12 protein-coding genes are annotated in these 19,213 nt (G+C 45.1%); 10 read left to right on the top strand and 2 right to left on the bottom strand.

Annotated elements, in window-relative coordinates; translation table 11 throughout:
• Positions 1–154: 154 nt before the first annotated feature.
• The 6 genes from GSF13_RS23770 to GSF13_RS23745 all read left to right on the top strand — a co-directional run bounded on the left by GSF13_RS23770 (position 155) and on the right by GSF13_RS23745 (position 9,047).
• Positions 155–2,113 carry a methyl-accepting chemotaxis protein gene (locus tag GSF13_RS23770; RefSeq protein WP_174170207.1) on the top strand — a complete coding sequence of 653 codons (1,959 nt, stop codon included), beginning with the start codon at positions 155–157 and terminating at the stop codon, positions 2,111–2,113.
• A 161-nt stretch (positions 2,114–2,274) separates the two neighbouring features.
• Positions 2,275–3,126: a D-hexose-6-phosphate mutarotase gene (locus tag GSF13_RS23765; protein WP_174170208.1), complete on the top strand. Its 852-nt coding sequence runs from the start codon at positions 2,275–2,277 to the stop codon at positions 3,124–3,126.
• Between the two features lie 61 nt (positions 3,127–3,187).
• Positions 3,188–4,537 (top strand): sigma-54 dependent transcriptional regulator, encoded by a 1,350-nt coding sequence (locus tag GSF13_RS23760; RefSeq protein ID WP_211867320.1) that lies wholly within the window; start codon positions 3,188–3,190, stop codon positions 4,535–4,537.
• Positions 4,515–5,786, top strand: coding sequence for an ATP-binding protein (locus GSF13_RS23755; RefSeq protein ID WP_211867318.1), 1,272 nt, complete (start codon positions 4,515–4,517; stop codon positions 5,784–5,786). Before GSF13_RS23760 ends, GSF13_RS23755 begins: the two co-directional genes overlap by 23 nt.
• Before the next feature lie 58 nt (positions 5,787–5,844).
• Entirely contained in the window at positions 5,845–6,081 is a 237-nt protein-coding gene (locus GSF13_RS23750; protein ID WP_174170211.1) for a hypothetical protein, read from the top strand.
• A 152-nt stretch (positions 6,082–6,233) separates the two neighbouring features.
• A complete protein-coding gene (locus tag GSF13_RS23745; RefSeq protein ID WP_211867316.1) occupies positions 6,234–9,047 on the top strand; it encodes a hypothetical protein in 2,814 nt (937 codons plus the stop codon).
• Positions 9,048–9,124: 77 nt separating this feature from the next.
• Here the strand turns inward: GSF13_RS23745 and GSF13_RS23740 are convergent, their stop codons facing one another.
• Complete coding sequence (locus GSF13_RS23740; RefSeq protein ID WP_174170213.1) at positions 9,125–10,927, bottom strand: PKD domain-containing protein; 1,803 nt, start codon at positions 10,925–10,927, stop codon at positions 9,125–9,127.
• A 463-nt stretch (positions 10,928–11,390) separates the two neighbouring features.
• Between GSF13_RS23740 and GSF13_RS23735 the strand changes: the two genes are divergently transcribed.
• A complete protein-coding gene (locus tag GSF13_RS23735) occupies positions 11,391–12,005 on the top strand; it encodes a PQ-loop repeat-containing protein (RefSeq protein ID WP_102057758.1) in 615 nt (204 codons plus the stop codon).
• Positions 12,006–12,093: 88 nt separating this feature from the next.
• Here GSF13_RS23735 and GSF13_RS23730 read toward each other — a convergent pair whose 3' ends face one another.
• Complete coding sequence (locus GSF13_RS23730) at positions 12,094–14,598, bottom strand: zinc-dependent metalloprotease (RefSeq protein ID WP_211867314.1); 2,505 nt, start codon at positions 14,596–14,598, stop codon at positions 12,094–12,096.
• A 263-nt stretch (positions 14,599–14,861) separates the two neighbouring features.
• On the opposite strand from GSF13_RS23730, the gene GSF13_RS23725 reads away from it, so the two are divergent.
• From GSF13_RS23725 to GSF13_RS23715, 3 genes are read left to right on the top strand one after another with little or no spacing between them, the layout of a single operon-like run.
• Positions 14,862–16,103 carry an HlyD family efflux transporter periplasmic adaptor subunit gene (locus GSF13_RS23725; protein WP_211867312.1) on the top strand — a complete coding sequence of 414 codons (1,242 nt, stop codon included), beginning with the start codon at positions 14,862–14,864 and terminating at the stop codon, positions 16,101–16,103.
• A 10-nt stretch (positions 16,104–16,113) separates the two neighbouring features.
• On the top strand, positions 16,114–16,818 hold the full coding sequence (locus GSF13_RS23720; protein ID WP_010606919.1) for an ABC transporter ATP-binding protein: 705 nt from the start codon (positions 16,114–16,116) through the stop codon (positions 16,816–16,818).
• Between the two features lie 10 nt (positions 16,819–16,828).
• Complete coding sequence (locus GSF13_RS23715; protein WP_211867310.1) at positions 16,829–19,213, top strand: ABC transporter permease; 2,385 nt, start codon at positions 16,829–16,831, stop codon at positions 19,211–19,213.

Genomic DNA, 19,213 nt, shown 5'->3' with positions numbered 1-19,213 from the left:
GTAACACTGTGGCCTATCCGACCTCAAAGTTACCCAACATTTAACCATACCTAAGATGAATATAAGACGAACAAGTGATCACATTTGTATGTCATTCTTGCCCAATAGCCTATCCCTCACTATATTTTTACTATCTGTGAAACGGTGTTTATTCATGAATATATCGCAAAAATTAAAGCTGTCTTTCGCAACGGCAATCGCGCTTCCTTTGTTAATCATCGCGGGGCTTATTATCAGTCAAACTAGGCAGCAGGGAATAGAGACCTTCTCGGAGCTCAGTGATCGAGAGGCGCTACAGGTTGAGAATGGCATACAGATGTTTTTTGATGAAATTGCAAAAAACGTAGACTATTTGGCAACCCATGCACAAGTCTTGAGCGCGCAGCAAGACGTGAAAACTTATATGGATTCAACCAGCACCACTCGACTTAATTCCAAAGTAGGAAGTAAAACAGAGCAAGCAGCATATTCGTTATTTGAGCACTTTGGTAACACGCACCCCGGCATTGCCTATATCTACATGGGGAATCAGCAAGGTGGTTATATTCAATGGCCTCTAGGTGAAGTGAATGCAAACTACGATCCTAGACAGCGTCCTTGGTATCAAACAGGGCAATCGGGAAATGGTGAGACGATCCGCACTAGCGCCTATTATTGGGCGCCGGATGATATGGTGATTGTGTCGACGGTAAAAGCGGTTACTGCCAATGGTCAAACCGTGGGTGTTCAAGGTATGGATGTGTCACTGCAAGGGTTGACCAAAATCATCCGCAATATCAAATTGGGCGAGACCGGCTATTTAATGCTAGTGGAAGACACTGGAAATGTGTTGGTCGATGCCAAGTTCTCCGAACATAGATTTAAAAAGCTGGCAGACATTGCGAACGGCCGCTATCGTGAATTGGCTCAAAATAAAGATGGGCTATTTGAGCTCGAAATTAACGGGCAAGACTACTTTGCCAACATCTATACAGCACCCAAATTAGGCTGGAAGTTTATTGGTTTAGTTGAAAAAAGTGAGGTAATGGCTGCAGCCAATGCGATGACGCTGACGATATTGATTCTAAGTGCTGTCCTGATCACCGTATTTTTGTTGCTAGCAAGTTATATTTCTAAGTTGATTTCAGCGCCCATTGTAGAAGTGAGTGACGGTTTAACTGAAATTTCGCAAGGCGGTGGTGATTTAACGCAGCGTTTAGACATTAAAGCTCAGGATGAAACGGGCAAACTGGCGACGAGTTTTAATTTGTTTTTAAATCTCATTGCTGAGTTGGTGACGCAAATCAACGAGTGTGCGCAGCAAGTTAATGAAACCTCACGACAAACCGCTTCGCAGTCTGATCAGCTCACCGGCGCTACCAGTCAACAACAGCAAGCGCTTGAAATGGCTGCTACTGCTATTAATGAGATGGCGGCAACCGCAAATGAAGTGGCGGCAAGCTGCGCCAATGCGGCTGAGCTTGCAGGACAAACTCAGCAAGCATCTGAGTTGGGCCAAAGGGTGATAACAGAGTCTGTCGAGAGCGTCACAACATTATCTGAAGTGATCAATAAGGCAACCGCAGATATCATGCAGCTCGACACCGAAAGCGAAAATATTATGTCGATACTCAGCGTGATCCGAGGCATAGCAGAACAAACCAATCTTTTAGCGTTAAATGCGGCAATAGAGGCGGCACGCGCAGGTGAACATGGCCGTGGCTTTGCCGTTGTGGCCGATGAAGTACGCGCGTTGTCGCAGCGTACCTCTGAATCGACGGAAGAAATTGCCTCTCAGCTTGATAAGCTTAGAAAAATGACGGAAATGGTGTCGGGAGAAATGAAGCGCAGCCTAACGCGTACGGAGCAAACGGTTGAACTGACAAACTCAGCGCAACAACAATTTAGTGAAATTACCCAAGCGATTGTCAATATTAGCGACCTTAACACGCAAATCGCCACCGCAGCTGAAGAGCAGCAACATGTTGCTGAAGACATTAATCGCAACGTGGTGGAAATTAAAAATGCTGCGGATAGCGTGAGTGATATCGCTGTGAATACCAATCAAAATGGCGTGAGATTACATTCATTGTCGAGCACACTCACAGAGCTGGTGGGCAAATTTAAAGTATAGCTTTAGCCCAATCCTCAAGTTCCATAAATCGTGAGAGCAACGCTCTCACGGTGCTACCGCATTGGTATAATTGAATAACTTTCAAATTGGATGGATAACAGTTTACTCGTAGTATTTAAGTGGTAAGGTAGGCATATCATTGAGTTGACGTAGGAATCACCATGGAATTATCACCTTCAGTTTCAATCGAGCGCACTGAGTCCGGACTAGAGTATATTTGGGTCGACAGTGCATTTTGCCAAGCGAAGATCTTTTTACAGGGCGCGCAACTTACCGAGTTTACACCAGCAGGAAAAGGCAATTTAATTTGGGTTTCTGAGGCGGAAGATTACCTTGAAGGTAAACCAGTACGCGGTGGTATTCCAATCTGTTGGCCTTGGTTTGGCGTACATAGCAAAGCGGATTGGCCAATTCATGGGGTTGCTCGCAAGCTACTTTGGCGTGCGCACAGCGTTGAAGAAAAAAGCGATGAAATTACCGTTAAACTCACACTACCGATGACCTTAGTTGAAGCGCAATACTGGCCACACACGTCACAATTAGAGGTCGAGTTTGTGTTATCAGACAAGCTTGAAGTGCGACTGACCAATATCAATACTGGTGATGCGCCATTTACGTTAACGCAAGCCTTACATACGTATTTCCCAACGCCAGAAGTCGGTAATACCACGGTAGACGGGTTACAAGGAGCGAAATATATCGAATTTGGTGAAGGTCCATTTGAGCAAACCGAAGTAGTTAGCTTTGCCCGCGAAACCGATATGGTGTACACCCAAGCAAGCCCGGTGCAAACCATCAACACGCCTGCGGGCATTATTGAAGTAAAACGTGAAAACTCAACTTCTTGTGTGCTTTGGAACCCATGGATTGAAAAGTCACAGCGTTTAAGCAACTTTAATGATGACGAATACCACAAGATGTTGTGCTTAGAAGCTTGTAACGTAATGGACGATGCCGTGCAACTTGCACCAGGTGAAAGCCATACCTTAAGTACAATCATCCGTTGGTTATAATTTTATATTCGCGGAGCACACTATGCTCCGCTGAAACCCTATAACAATAAAAATTCCCCCTATGGAAAAGCCCACAATACTGGTTATCGACGATAACGCCGAAGTACGCCTCAGCGCCGTATTCTTTTTAGAAGATCAAGGTTTCAATGTAATTGAGGCGGCAACCCTTGAACTTGCCAAGCCACTGCTCACCGCTAAGCAAGTGTCATTAGCCTTGCTCGATATGAACTTCTCCCGAGATACCACCTCAGGCAATGAAGGGCTGGACTTTTTGCGCTGGCTACGTGACTCCAATCTTAATGTGCCTGTGATCTGTATTACCGGTTGGGGAAATGTCGCGTTAGCGGTGTCTGCAATGCAGCTTGGTGCGAGCGACTTTATCGAAAAGCCATGGGACAATCAGCAGCTGCTGCAAGCCGTGCAGCAACAACTCAAAATATCATTAAAGCAAGCGAATATCGTAGCAAAACACAGCGAGCGCGGCGCGTTTCAATGGCGCTCTCAGGCGATGCAATCTTTATATAAGCAGCTTGCTAAAGTAGCAAAAACCGACGCTCGGGTGCTGCTTACCGGTCCAAGTGGCGCGGGGAAAAGTCATTTAGCTCAGTGGTTACACCAACAATCTAATCGTTCAGCAGGACCTTGGGTTGAGGTGAATATGGGCGCGGTGCCAGAATCATTATTCGAAAGTGAGATGTTTGGTCATAGCAAAGGGGCGTTTACAGATGCAAAGCAGCATCGTGTTGGTCGTTTTGCAATGGCAAAGCAGGGCACATTATTTTTGGATGAAGTTGCGACTATTCCACTTCCTTTACAAGCAAAATTACTGCGGGTGCTGGAAAATGGCAGTTATGAAGTTGTGGGTAGCAGTCAGACGCAACAAGCGGATTGTCGACTTATTTGCGCAACCAACACCAATCTTGACGACTTAGTGAAAGCCGGTGAGTTCCGAGAAGACTTGTTATATCGCATCAATACAATTGTGATTGAAGTGCCGAGGCTCGCCGAGCGTTTTGGTGATATCGTGCCGTTGGCTGAGTATTTTGTCGCTAAATTCTGTGCGCAGTATGGTGAGCCAATTCGTGAACTTAGCCCTGCGGTTGAAACTGCGTTGATTGAACACGCTTGGCCCGGCAATGTGCGTGAGTTAAGTCACGTCATGGAGCGTGCCGTGTTAATGGCGGAGGGCTTGCAGATTGAGCTCAGTGATTGCCAACTACGCTTTACCGCCGCACCGAAAGTGACCAGTGATATGCCAAGCAAGACCTTGCAACAAGTGGAGCAGGAAATGGTGGAGCAAGCGATGCAACGCGCTCAAGGCAATGTCGCTGAAGCCGCTAAAATACTTGGGCTCACGGCCTCTTCTCTTTATCGGCGTTTGGAAAAATATGGCCTTAAAACATCTGGCTAGCGCTGAGTGGCGGCTTGGGGCCTACTGTACGCTGTTAACCATTAGCTGTACGGTTTTACTGACTTTGCTGCTTCTGCAATTACAGCTAGAGATAACGTGGGTAGCTGCCGTATCGGTGAGTGTGTTGGGGCTGTTGGGCGGGTTACAAAAAATACTGTTGTCTCACCTTAAACGCATTGCCATGCGTGCTAATTGGCAGCTAGAAGCGATTGCACAAAGTGATTTTACGCAAACTATTAAGCCACATTATACAGCGGGCGTGGTAGCCGAATTTGAACAGCGCTTACTGGCCTTAAGTGCACAGCTACACAGTCAAAAGCGCCGCTATCATAGTCAGCAGTTTATCATTTATCAGCTAATAGACAGCCTTAATACGCCTATTATGATGTTTGACGAAAAACTCAAACTTGCCTATGCCAATGGTGCATTTGAGTCGCTTTATCATCGCCCTTGGTTAGAGTGTAAGGGAATAAGCGCGGCTCAGTTTGGGCTGGTGCAACAAGATAATCACTGGCATTTTGCAGATACAGCGCAGCAATCTCGGTGGCAACTACAAAGTAGTGAATTCTTTCAAGAGGGTAAGCAGTTTTCTTTACTTGTCGCACTCGATATTACTAAGGCATTACGTAAAAAGGAGCTGGCTGCTTGGCAACACTTAATCCGAGTAATAAGTCATGAGATCCATAACAGTTTGACGCCCGTAAGCTCCCTAGCGCAAACCTTATTAGCAAGAGCTAAGGACGAAAAAGAGCAGCATGCGCTAAGCGTAATAGGTCAGCGTTGCCAGCATTTACAACAATTTGTGAGCCAATACGCCAAAGTTACGCAAACCCCAAGGCTAGATCGGGAGTCAGTCTCTATCATGCTGTTATTGTCTTCTGTTGCTGCGTTATTTGAGGATACCGACATCCAAGTAAATTGCACTGTGAATACGCTCAATCTCGATAAAGCCTTAATTGAGCAAGTGTTGATTAACTTAGTTAAAAATGCCATTGAGGCCAGTGGTGAAAATGCCAAGTTGACGCTACATGCTTATTATCAGCAGCAACAAGCGGTGATTGATGTGCAAGACAATGGCCCGGGCTTTGCCAACCTAGATAACATGCTTACTCCTTTCTATTCCACCAAAGAAGGCGGGCAGGGAATAGGTTTAACCTTTAGCCGCACCATTGTAGAGTTACACGATGGACAACTGAGTTGTCACAACACAGACTCAGGAGGATTAATAAAAATCACTTTGCCTTATTGATAATAATTATCATTAGCATATAATTAAAGTTCCTTCAAAACCTTGGCAAGGAGCTACCATGTTAGTCACTTATCTGTTGGCCAGCTGCTTTATCTTTATGGCGTATAGCTACTCCAAATCATTCAAACCACACGCGCACACCAAGGCAAAACTGGCGGTGTTATTGAGCGCGGGTTTAATCGCCGCGGCAAAGTGGCAGGCGGGGTTGAGTTCAACCGTAGTATTTTTTGTGTTTGCAGTGTCTCTAGGGGTACTTAGCTTGTTTATCACCCTTGCACAGCCACAAAAGCACTGAAAAATTACGCGCATATAGAGCAACGCAGATCTTGCTTGCCTCAAAATAGACATTTTAAGGTGAAACGTGCGCAAGAAATTGTTACTAAAAAGCACACTTTTTCTTTACATCTCTTGTTAAGCTAGCGCAACTGGATTTATTTAGGAAAAGTAATGCGAGCGCTACTGATAATTTTTGTTGCTTTTACGAGCTTTGGTTTACAGGCTAAGTGGCAAACCATCAAAACCGAAAACTTCAATGTGCATTATCCTCAAGCGCTTCAGCAATGGGCGTATTCTGCAGCAAATGAGCTGGAAGTGGTGCGAGATAAAGTGCTGGCACAACAAGGTAGAGCCTTGAGTGAACGTGCTGATGTGATTATTTACGATCCAGAAAATACGGCCAATGGCTTTGCATTACCCAGCACAGATAAACCAATGATGGCACTGCAAGCAACGCCGCCTCAAGCTGATTCCGTCATCGCAAATAACACCAGTTGGCAGCAGTTGCTCATTTTGCACGAATATATTCATCTCGTTCACCTATCACAACCTAGCCGTAATCAATGGCGACAACATCTCAGAGATTGGCACGATATTACCGACTTGCTCGATGCGGTATTACCGCGTTGGGTCAGCGAAGGCTATGCGACCTTGCTGGAGTCTAGATTAACGGGACGAGGACGTTTATACGATAATTACAGTGAGAGCATTGTGCGCTATTACGCGCAGCAAGGCGCATTACCGACCTATAGCGCTTTAGATAATGGCGACAAGTCTTACCTTTCCAACTCCATGGCATACTTAGTAGGCGTACGTTTTCTAGCATGGCTTGAGGATAATTATGGCGCACAGACGTTAGATGCCGTGTGGACAAGAGTGCAAGCGGTGGAATCTCGCAGTTTTGAAACCGCATTTAGTGGTGCTTTTGGAGCGCCAGCCAGCCAGTTATATCGTCGCTTTATTGTTGAATATAGCTATCAGGCCATGCAGCAGGAGCAGGCCTTGGTTCCGACACAGAGTGAGCTTTGGCAGCGGTTCGCATATGCTGCTCGAGATATCGCATTCTCTCCAGATGGCAGTCAGTTTTTGGTGGTAGAGCAAAATCGTAAACGCCAAGTCACACTCAATATCTACGAAAACAAAGAAAATGTAGAAGCCATTGAGCAATTTAATAAGCGCAATGAAGCAATACTAAATGCCGATCCTAAAGATATTGTGGATATCGCACCCGAAGTCTTTCCAAAAAAGCGACTTGCGCAGCTTGATGCTCACAATTTTGCTGGTATCTATTACCCCCAATGGCTGAATGACAGCCATATTTACTTCGTTGCAAAAACGCCAGCTGCAGACGATACCTTTATCAATGATTTGTTTGTCTGGAAAGTTGGTACTGGAAAGCCGAAGCAACTAACCGAAGGCGCGGGTATTCGTCGCTTTAGTATTGTTGATGCTAATACCATTATTGCGGAGGTGTCTCGTTTGGGTTACTCACAGCTAGTGACCATAGAGTTGGACTCAGGCAAGCAAACGCCAATTACCACAAGCAAGCTTGGGGATGTCCATGACTTTCCTGTGCTCTCTAATAAAAAGACGACATTAGCCTATGTGCATGTTACTCCTAACAAACGCTGGCAACTTGTTGTTAAAGATCTTAGCCATGATACAACTAAAATTGTTTATTTACCTAAGTCACATCAATACCTTTCGGGGTTAACTTGGTCTCATGATGATGACAAGCTGTACTTTATTTCTGGAGTCGCAGGCCATTTAGCGGTGATGCGTTATGACGTGGCGAGTAAAATACTTGAGACCTTACCTGCAAGTGCTAAACCGCTTGAGCAAATTATTACCCATTCACAGCTGTTACTGGTGAGCTATGCGACCCCTGAGGGGGTCAAGGTTAACAAAATAGTTGCTCCGGCTTGGCGCACCGTGAGTGTGTTGGAACAAGTGGATGAGGCGGAACAAAAAGAGCAGCATCCCCATCAATTACCTGCGGCTAAGATAGATCAAACCGCGCTGCCCAGTTCTGATTATTCTGTGTTCGAACAGTCTTATTCTGTCGCCTTATCAGGCGCATTAAATAGCGCCTCTTTTGATAGTTTGGGCGTGGCATTAAAAGGGCAGGATGTGCTGCGCCAACTTGCTTGGCAGCTTGGAGCCGAGAAAAGCATCAATAATGGTGCGTTGATGGGCGCATTTGCCCAACTTGAATATCGTCATGAAAACTGGAAAACGACGTTTGATGCTGGATATCAAGAGCTAGAAGCGGATAAGCAGTCTCGCTCGCCACAAGTAAAGACCCAGAATAAAAGCAGCTTTAAGCAATTTGCCTTGTCATCTAGCTATCGTTTTGGTGAAGCATTGAATTTCCTCGCTCCCGAATTGGGCGTTATTCGTGTGCAACATGGTGAAAAAGCATGGAGCGGCGGGCGTTACGGCTTTAACGGTCGTGCAATGTGGGATACGCAGCAGCATGGTGTAGCACTGCAAGTCTCTGCAGCTCAGTGGCTAGGTGAATTAGATGGTTTTGATTATCAGCTGAGCTTGTTTGCTAAAGCATGGCAAATTCCATTCTATGCATCGGTCGATAGCCGCTACAGCAGCGAATTGCCTCTATCTGTGGGCGGTGGAGCGCTTACCAGCACTAGTATTAGTAACAGTTTACACGCTGTCAGCGAACCTATGTTGCCGCATCTATTTGCAACGGGAAGCCGCTATTTAGGCTATGAATTTGCAACTTCATGGCAGCAGGGCAAACCTAAGTTATTTTATAAGCAGCATCAGTTAGATGGAGAAGTGATTGGGCAAAATTACGGTATTAAGATGCGCTTACCTTTGACTCGAGTGATATTAGATAAGGCCGCTGATTTTGCTCCTGCCGGATTAACCGATCTACAGTTTAGTGCTGGAGTTGGTCGTATAGAGGGGCGTAATATGACCAATGAAAACCGTGTTTGGTTTAGTGTTTGGTATGAGTTGTAGGTAATCGTTGCGGACTGCTATCAAACAATGTGCGGGGCGAGCACGCACATTGTTTGGTGTGTTATAAAGTGCTGAGATTAATTATGGTTCGCTATAATCTGCAAGCCGGAGTAAGCATTATACCCGCGGATCATCACCCAATAACGACCTGCACCTTCATTTAGGGTACAAGATTCGCTGTTACCATAACGGTAAGGGCGACAAGTCCAATTGCTGGTTGTTGGTTCTGCACCTTTAAGTACGTACATATCAGCATCACCAGTGCCACCACTTGTATTGAATGTCACTGTATTCGTGCCTGCAGGGGCATCATAATAGAAGAAGGTTTCACTGCCGCTAGCACCAGCAAGCCCTGTTTTGGCTACTCCCTTGATAAGCTTTTGCTCTTCACCTGGCAGCGTCACGGTGACTTGTTGTGTTGTTGACGCAGTGTCACCATTACTATCTGTCACGGTGAGTTCTACGGTATAGCTGCCAGAGTTTGTGAAGCTATATGACGTTTGCGCGCCTGAAGCGGATGCGCCATCACCAAACTGCCAGCTGTGCTGTGTAATAGAACCATTTGGTGAACTAGAGCCTGAACCATCGAAGCTGCAGCTTAGGTCATTACAGCTGTAAGTAAATAATGCAACGGGCAATGGATCGGTAGTGCCGTTATCGCCAACAGGAATTTGGCCACCAAAGTGACTAGAAACCTGAGGCCAAATTAAGCTGATTTTAGCGCCTTTATTGGTACAGCCACCTAAGTGGTGTAGCGCAACAACATTATTGGTTGAGGCTGCAAGTACAGGCGAGCCTGACGAGCCGCCAATAGTGTCGCAGTAATAGCCTATATCTGTACCCGTACCTCGACCATTCGCCGTTGCTTGGTTAACAGAGCACAGTCCATTGGTGTCTTGATCAGACTCAATCGACAGCTCTTTAGGATTACCTGAACCATGTTGAGGAATGTAAATACGCTCGCCCTGCGATGGATTACGCACGTCTAAGCCAAAATAACCAAACGGCTGGGCCTTAGCGAAATCATTGATGGTAAACAGCGTATAATCTAGTGTGTAATCTGTTTTAAGGAAGTCTTTACCTGTGACCTTAACCACAGTCTCGCGCTGGCTGCCGTTACAGCTCGTACTTTGATAGTTAAACCATACCTCAGTATTCGCCAGCTCTGATGCTGATCCCACACAGTGATTATTGGTAAACATGCGGTTATCTGCACCAACACGCCAACCCGTACATAAACCACTGCCGTTCATGAGCAGTCTGGCGACTGGACGCGAGCGCTCGAATTCCACCGGGTGCGATTGCGCCCAGCACTGCACGTCTTTGCGTTCCATTGCGCCACAAGTTGACATGGGCGTCACATCGGTCAAGCCCTCAACAGTTGCTTGCCCTTCAGTACCATGATAGTAAAAATCGACTTCGGGTGTTTTGCCTGCATTACCTTGGCCTGGAGTATATTCAATGATGACTTTATCAGCAGAGACTGACATAGCAGAAAACTGTTTAACGCCGTCATCGCCGAGGCTTGGATCAACTGTTGCTGCGCGGAGGTTTGCTTGGGTGTATTCATAGCGCTCGCCACTATCCTCCGAGCGAACAACGAGTTTACCGCCGTTTGCAAGGGTGAGGTTTTTAAAGTGTAGTTTGATGTAGCTTGCATCTGGGTGTGAAACTGTTTGCACAATAGTTTGTGTAGACGTTGAAGTGCTTGTAGCACTGTTTTGAGTAATAAGTGGAAGGTTTAGATCGTACTTTTTACCAATCATTGCTTTGCTAGCTTTGCTGGTATATTCCATCATCTGAGCTTCCGTTAGTGGCGCTTGTGCCATCGCGATACCTGATGCTAAACCTAATGCTGTGACAAGAATGTGTCGTTTCATTGTTATTCCTTTTGAGTGTGCGGTTATCCAACTTGAGATAAAAAGTTGGGCGTCGTTCAATACCGAACCAAGCCTTGGGTGCACTGTAGAGCACGACCAGTTGGTGGTATGTTTTTTGAACATCCACACACCAAAATAGAAACAATAATTCGTTTTGTAAAGTTTTATATATATTATTTTAACATAAGTTTTACTTTGTTAATTCCATGCCGGCTGATAGTTAGATGTTTTCATGCCGCCGCACTTCTAAGCCTTCTAAAGTGTACTTATTTTTATACGGTTGTATTTGAGCCTTGCCAAGGGGTGGGAAATAGATTCTATAGGTTATGTTGTATTTTTATGTTTAGTTCTTAAAATGCGCGCCTTCAAAAATAAAAACCTTAAAAATCATAATTTTACAAAGTGTTTTTAAGGGTTTTACAGCACTTTAACTTAGCAACAATTTAGACATTTGGAGTTGGCATTGAGCGAATATTTACCGATCGTTTCTTCTTTCGTTTTGGTTTTAAGCTTTGTTCCTTTGATTAGGAAGATCCGTAAAAATCGCAGTGTATCAGGTGTCTCACTGTTAATGATGAGTTTTGGTGTTGCACAAAGCTCTTACTTTATTGCCTACAACGTTTTCTTTGAACGTTTTTTTATGGTGTTGCCTTTTGTTGTTACAGGTTCTTTAAGTGCACTTATTTTATATTATTTTATTCGCTACAACGCAAGCTCGAAACAGTGTAATCAATTAGCACTCTTGCTTGCTTTGTCGACGTTGCCATTTGGGCTTTTATTGGCAAAGGACATTGAAGCTGCAGCGTTGCTAAATGCGTTAACTTACTTAGGGCTAGTGATGAGCTCAATTCGCGTTATGCCGCAGACCTATAAAACAATTAAAAGCGGTGATGTGTCTAACTTAAGCGCTAGGTATTTCTCACTGCAGTTTTTAGCCGGAGGAATTGGCTTGGCTGCTGAACTGAGCTTAGGTCATGTTAGCGTAGCTCACGTGTTGATGTTTGTGATGATTTTACTGACTAATGCCGCACAATTAGGCTGTATTCAGTACTATCGCTCTAAACCCGCTTTAGCTTAGTGATATAAACAGACAAAACAAGGGCTAGCAAATTGCTAGCCCTTAACGTTTTCGCTCATTTCACTCGCGTAATACAAAAATTTTCGAATTACGCTTCTAACGCTTTTGTGATCATACGATCAATATACGCTTTATGTGCCTTAGTTGCCTGATCGGCACCCCAAGCTGTGCTCTTATCCAAAATACTCTGCAGTTGGAATAGTGCAGCGGCTTTTGCCAAATTGTCGTATTTGCTCGCTTTGCTCAATCCTGCAACATTAATTAAGCGAGAAACGTACTCAATTTGTAGGTTCTGGCTTAAGGTAGTTGCATTCTTATCAGCAACGAAAATAGCGGCAGTCAGGTCGTTCATCACCTCGTTTAGGCTGTATTCGTTACCATAGTACGTAGAGTCGCTGATACGTTGTAATACATTCGCGTGTAGTACTTGGTCTAGTACCGACTTTTGCATGCCAAGTACCATCTTATGGACTTTAGGATCTTCGTTCTTACCATAATGGTTAAAGCCACGGCGCTGCGCTTGCATGTAGTTGTAAAGAGGCTGCATATTTTCAAGCACGGTCGGTGCGAAAACCATTTCCTTAAGCGCGGTCATAGCCGCTTTTTGGCGCGCAAGTGGTACTGGTGTAAATGGTTTTGTTTCACCTTCTGTGCCTACTACGCTGCGCTCAACGTATACACCGCCAATTTGGCGTGAAATCACAGTTGCTTGAGCACGGTATTGACCAAACAGCATATTCGCAGAGGTTAATAACTGTTGGTTAGACTGACCTTCAACACGCGCTTTGTCTTTTAGTTCGGTGAATAAATGGTTGACCAGAGTCATGCGGTCAACCCCGTATGTCACCGGATCGGATGATAAGTCGCCAATCATCACGCGAGGATCAATATGACGCCCCGGCGCACGCATATCGTCGGCATCGTTGCCAAAAGCTAAGCCATGTTCGCCAGAACGAGATAAGATCTTTTCAAGGCGCTGTTGCTCTTGGGTGTCATCGTTAAGTGCTGTGCTGTAACCAAATTCTATCGCCCAATCATCGTACGGACCTGGTTTGGTTTGGAAGATATCACCTTGGTCAACGCCTAGAGGGGCAATGTTAGCTGGCGCGTAGTCCATCACAGAGCCGGTTACGATACCTTGTGTTTTTGACTTGTCGTGTACTTCTTTAGGACCCCACAAAATAGAAGACTTCATGTTGTGGTTTAGGCCTAAGGTGTGTCCTACTTCATGAAGAACCAACTGTACTAAGCCCTGTCGTAGCATTTCTTTGCGTTCGATGTCAGCACCTGTTGCAAGGCTTGCCGTCATCAATTGGCCCTGCATTTCATGTCCAAGCGAACAGTGTAGTGTATCGCTTGATGCTTCAGCACCATGGCTCATTTGACCTTGAGAGTAGAGTGAGTCATACATCCAGCGGTTACGCATAAATACATACTCTAGCATGATGTCGGAACCAAGAATTTGGCCAGTAAGCGGGTTGGCAGTTGCTGGACCATAGCCGCCAAACGGTGGGCGAGGTGAAGAAGTCCAGCGCAGTACATTGTAGTTGATATCACCCGCATCCCAAGTGGCATCGTCAGGTTGTACTTTTACAACAATGGCATTCTTAAAGCCGATTTTCTCAAACGCACTATTCCATCCTAGTACACCATCACGAACCGTGTCACGCCATTCGACTGGTGTGGTGTTTTCAATCCACCACACGATAGGTTCAACAGGTTCAGAAAGCGCCGCGCTTGGATCTTTCTTCACTAAGTTCCAACGCTTAATAACGTCTTTATACGGCGCCCAATCTGGTGAAGTTTGCACGTCAAACTGATTGGTGAAGTAACCGATACGTGCATCATCGTAGCGAGGTTGGTAGTCATTGTCTGGCAGTGCGACAAAACTATGTTGTACTTTTAGCGAGACAAAACGTGAGTCTGTCACTGCATTTGAACCTGCAACTTTTGGGTCTGGGTTACTAAAGACATAATCAACAACAATATCTAAGTTGTTGCTATATGGACGGTGCTTAACGATTCGAGATTTCTTCTCGTCTAATTTGCCAAGGGCAAAGCGCTTGCTTGCGTTCTTGTCATCTGCACGTTTCCAAGGAGATACTTTATGTAGTGACTCACTTAAAAATAGCTTATTTGCTTTGAATAAAATTTTACCGTCTTCAGCTTTTTCAATTTCGATACTGGCGAGTACGGCTTCACTGATGTTGGCATCGCTCGCGTTCGCAATAGCTGAGTTTTCATCAAAGATAAAACGCGGCGTTTTGCTGATAATATCAATGCGGTTAAAGTGTTTTCTAAACTCAATCAGTTTCGTTTCTCGGTAGTTACCTCGAAAATGGCCGACATCGGTAACGCCATCAACAGTATGCGCGAAGTATAAGAATGGAGTATCAAGTTGCGTCTCATTGAGTTGCATTAGGTATTCTCCGCTTTCTTTATCCTGATAAAGCGGAAACAGGCCATCAATACTGGTTTTATTTTCGACTAGTGAAGCGATTGTTTTTTCTTCTTCTTTTTTGTCTTTTTTTGCAAAGCTTGGGGCGCTTGCGAAGGTGAGCGCGAGGGCAATGCTTAATGCAGTTTTCTTCATAATGTTGACTCGAAATTGTAAAAATCTGAGTGTACCCAAAACATCAGAGCCTGTCAGAAACTCAAGGTAAAATGAATGTAACAAAAGATAAACGACATATTGGCAAACAAAGTTAAGATCTCTTTCCAATTCCGAAAAGCTGTGTTCGATTTCGAAATATCAGCCGGTTTTGATATCTGGAATTAATTTAACTTATTGAAATGTTAGTTTATTTTTATTTGGCATGGTTCTCGCTAACAGTCGACAGTCAGTGAGGAGGGAACATGGATCTAGTCAAACCGGCAAAACCAAAAAAAACCAAACATTACATCGTTGCTATCTGTTTAATGGTGGTGATAATTGTTTATTTACTGTGGCAACAGTGGGCGTCTCATTCTAGTGTGATGCGTGCTGAAATACTGGTAGCGGAGGTCAAACAAGGTCCGCTTACGTTGTCAGTAGATAGCTTTGGAGAATTACGTAGTGCTGAGCAGTTTTTATTAAACGCCCAAAGTGCGGCTATTGTTAAGGTGATCCATCACAAAGCAGGCGCAATTATTCGTAAAGGGGATGCGATAGCCGAGCTTGTGAGCCCTGATCTCGTGTTGCAAGTTCAGCAAGCCAAACAAGCTTTGCGTCAGTCGCGGGCAATAAAAGAGCAGCTGCTACTCACTCAACAAAGGGAGCTGTTAAACGAACAAACACAGCTGATGCAAAAACAAGGCGCGCTTAAAACCTTAGTATTGCGCCACCGCGCGGAGCAAAACCTTGCACTACAAGGCATTATTTCCGCGCTGAACTTTGCCCAAACTGAAACCAGTTTGAGTACCTTGCAGCATGAAATTAGCATGCTAGAACAGCAAGCTAAACAGTTGCAAGCACTACATGGCTCGGCGCTTATTCTTGCTAACGAGGAAATCAATATTCGTGAACAAGAACTCAATAACTTACTAGAAAAACAACAACAACTGGAGATTAAAGCCAGCACTTCAGGGATCATTGAGCGCATGCCTCTGGCGCTTGGGCAACGAGTCAATGTTGGTGACGAATTAGCATTGATTGGCTCTAACCAGTCGTTGATGGCGGTATTGTCTGTGCCACAATCCCAAGTGCGCTGGGTTGAAACTGGGCAAGACGTGATGGTGAACATGCAGGCCAACAAAGTAAAAGGCAAAGTGCTCCGAGTTGACCCCGTGGTGGCAAACAATAGCGTGGAAGTAGAGGTGAGTTTACCAAATACCTTACCGAAGCAGGCGCGAGCGCAGCTGAGTATCTCTGCCAGCATCGCCATTAAGCATCTTGCCAATGCCACCTATGTTCAGCGCCCTGCCAATGCCAAAGACAATCAAACGCAGACCTTATTTGCACTGACTAGTGATGACACCGCAAAGCCGCTAGAAATCACCTTTGGTGCTTCAACGGGGAAATATATTGTTATAGATTCTGGCGTTGAAGCCGGGAAACGATTAATCATTTCTGATCTAGCCTATCTTGCCAGTCTAGATGAGACAATCTTATTAAAGTAGGAATATCAAAATGATAGTGCTTAAAAATATCAATAAAGTGTTCGAAACCGAAGAACTACAAACACACGCACTGAGAAATATTTCACTGGAAATTGCAAAAGGCGATTTTATTTCGATCTCTGGCCCATCAGGATGCGGTAAATCTACTTTGCTATCCATCATCGGTTTAATTGACCAAGCAACAAGTGGTAGCTATACGATTGGTGCTCATGATGTGACAACTCTGACGCTTGATCAGGCCGCTGAGCTTCGCAATGAGCATATTGGGTTTGTCTTTCAGGCTTTTAATCTCATTGATGAAATTTCGGTATTCGATAACGTCGCTTTACCCCTAAAGTATCGTCCTGAGAAGTTGAGTAAGGCTGAAGTAAAGCTCCGAGTCGAGTCTTGTTTACAAAAGGTTGGACTGTCGCATCGCGTTCAACATAAGCCAAATCAGTTATCAGGCGGGCAGCAGCAGCGTGTCGCGATTGCTCGTGCTTTGGTGACCGAACCAAGCATTCTACTGGTGGACGAACCGACGGGTAACTTAGATTCGAAAAGTGGCGATCAGGTGATGCAATTAATCGCTGAATTGCATCAGCAAGGCACCACAGTTTGTATGGTGACGCACGATCCACGTTATGCCGATATGGCTCCAAGGCAGGTGAAATTGTTCGATGGTGAGCTGTTAGGCACCGTCGCTTCTGCTCAACCTGTTAGTCAACGAGCATAGAGAGGGCACCATGCAAGTGTTCAACTTAGGCCGTGCAAATATTTATCATGTTAGTGTGGTGACTACGCTGAGCTGTGTATTCGTTGTGATGCTGGTCGCAATGGGGATGTTACATAGCCTGTATTTTTCACCTTTAACATATCCAGATTCAAAACGTATTGTGAAGCTTGAATACCCGATGTTTGATGAAAATGGTAACGAGAGCAGCGAAGCCTTTAATTACCCATCATTGATGCATTTATACGAGCATAAACCTGCCGCAATGGAGCAGCTGGCGATGGTGCATTATGCTGAGCAATTGCTTACTTCGGATGCCGATGCGCCACAAGTTGAATCAGCTTATGTCTCGCCAGAGTGGTTTAGTATTTTTGATATGCCGCTTGCGATGGGGCGGGTTATTACTGAATCTGTAGATGAGAGCAGCCCTGTCGCAGTGCTGAGCTTTCAAGCTTGGCAAAGTCACTTCAATGGTGATCCTGATATTTTAAATAAAACGCTGCGACTGGATGGGCGAGAGTTTACGATTGTCGGAGTTGCTGCAGAGCCGTTTTATGAACCTAACTTAAAAAAGCTGACACACAACACTGCGGTATGGTTACCTTGGCAATACAACCTAACTTCAGAGGAAGCTAAACCTTACTGGTGGAACCGATATGCGCTTAACTTGATGGTAGGTAAGCTGGCTACAGGGGTGGAGCATGAACAAGTCAGCCTCTCGCTATCGAACGAAATGAACACACTTTGGCGCAGCAAAGTGAGCGACAGTGAGTATTTTGCGAAGTGGTATATTGGCATTCGCGCGGTGTCGTTGAAATCAATTATGCTCGGTAAGTCTCCCTTATTGTTATTTGGAATGTTTGTGGTATCGCTTGGTTTACTTGGTATCGCGCTATTAAATATCAGTAACTTATACCTTGCAAGACTCAGTCAGATCCAGCGCACGCTGGCAATTCAAGCGGTGGTGGGAGCAAAAATAAGAGATATTGCGCTGATGCAGTGGTTACCGCTGCTAGCACTTTGCTTAGTATCACTCGTGGTTGCAATTGGAGCGTCTTATGTTATCTGCCAGTGGCTACAAAAAGAACTAGTGGGGCTGTTGCCGCAAGCGCAGCTGATAGCGTTAACCTGGCAAAGTATACTTGCACTGGGATTGGTCGCTTTATTGACGAGCTGGTTATTGTTGTTCGCAGGAATGTCTGCAATACGCTTTCGTCACTTAACGCACATGCTAAAACAAAGCGGTAAGGGGAATGCCGTTGTTGTGAGTGCGCGAGTGCAACGGTTCATGGCGGTGAGTCAGTTAAGTATTTCTATTATCTTGCTCTTCTTCTGCTTCAATGTCGGCGTTGCTGCCTTATCTCATCTCAAAAATGCTTATGCGGTAGATCTCAAGAATAAATACGAAGTGACGTTTTATGCCCCTGATACTATGCCAAGAGATGAATACACAGAGGTAATGCGTCAAGCCAGTGAAGTCCTTGCGAATACCGCAGAAGTAATCGCGGTGAGTCGAAGCCGTTCACCGATCGGACAAGGCGTTGGCACTTGGTCATTGCAAGAAGTCGAGACGCTCGAACGCGTGCATCCGGTTGGCCGAGTTGTGGATAGTGGTTATCTTGAGTTTTTTTCTTTGCCGTTACTACAAGGTCAGTTTTTCGATAGTGAAGCGGTGCGCCGCGGTGAGCAGCAGTTAATTATCAATAAAACCTTTGCAGAGCAACTAGGTGGAGAGGAAAAGGCGCTAGGCAAGCGCTTGAGTTTTAACATTACAGACGAAGATGCGGCGTTTGAAATTATTGGTGTCGTTGCTGATTTAGCCGTGCCTGGCGAACCCGTACTGCCCCATGTGTATCGAGCAGTACAAGGAAGTAATACGGTGTTAATTAAGACTCAGCAGCCTGTCACTAAATCCCATTTTGCAGCGCTGCTGATGCAAGTTCATCCAGCATTGAAAATCTTTAGTTTTAAATCACTTACTGCGCAGCGTGAGCAATACCTGTTGACTGATACCTTGGTTACCTATGGAGCACTGTTTATCTTCGCGTTGGCGTTGTTGCTCGTGATTATTGGCCTATTTGGTGTCTTTCGTTATAGCCAATCACTTAAGCTTTCTTATTACGGCACGAAAATGGTGCTGGGTGCTAAGCATAGCGATCTCACTCGAGAGGATCTTACTACCCACTTTAAGCACATAAGTATAGCGTTAATGATCTCCCTAACAGGGTGTTTATTATTGTCGCCATACTTTCAGCAAACATTTAATGTGGCAGAGTTTTCGATTGCGGCTGTGGGGATAGTGTTGGTGTCGAGTTCGTGTTTGTACTTTTCACTACAGCAAATACTGCGCAGGCCACTCAACGCATTAATCAACCCATCTGAATTAGTGAAGGGATAA

It is taken from the genome of Pseudoalteromonas sp. M8 (genome assembly GCF_018141365.1).
In the GTDB taxonomy this organism is placed as follows: Bacteria; Pseudomonadota; Gammaproteobacteria; order Enterobacterales; family Alteromonadaceae; genus Pseudoalteromonas.
Note: the sequence above shows the minus strand (reverse complement) of the source record. Positions and strands in the feature narration are given on the sequence as shown.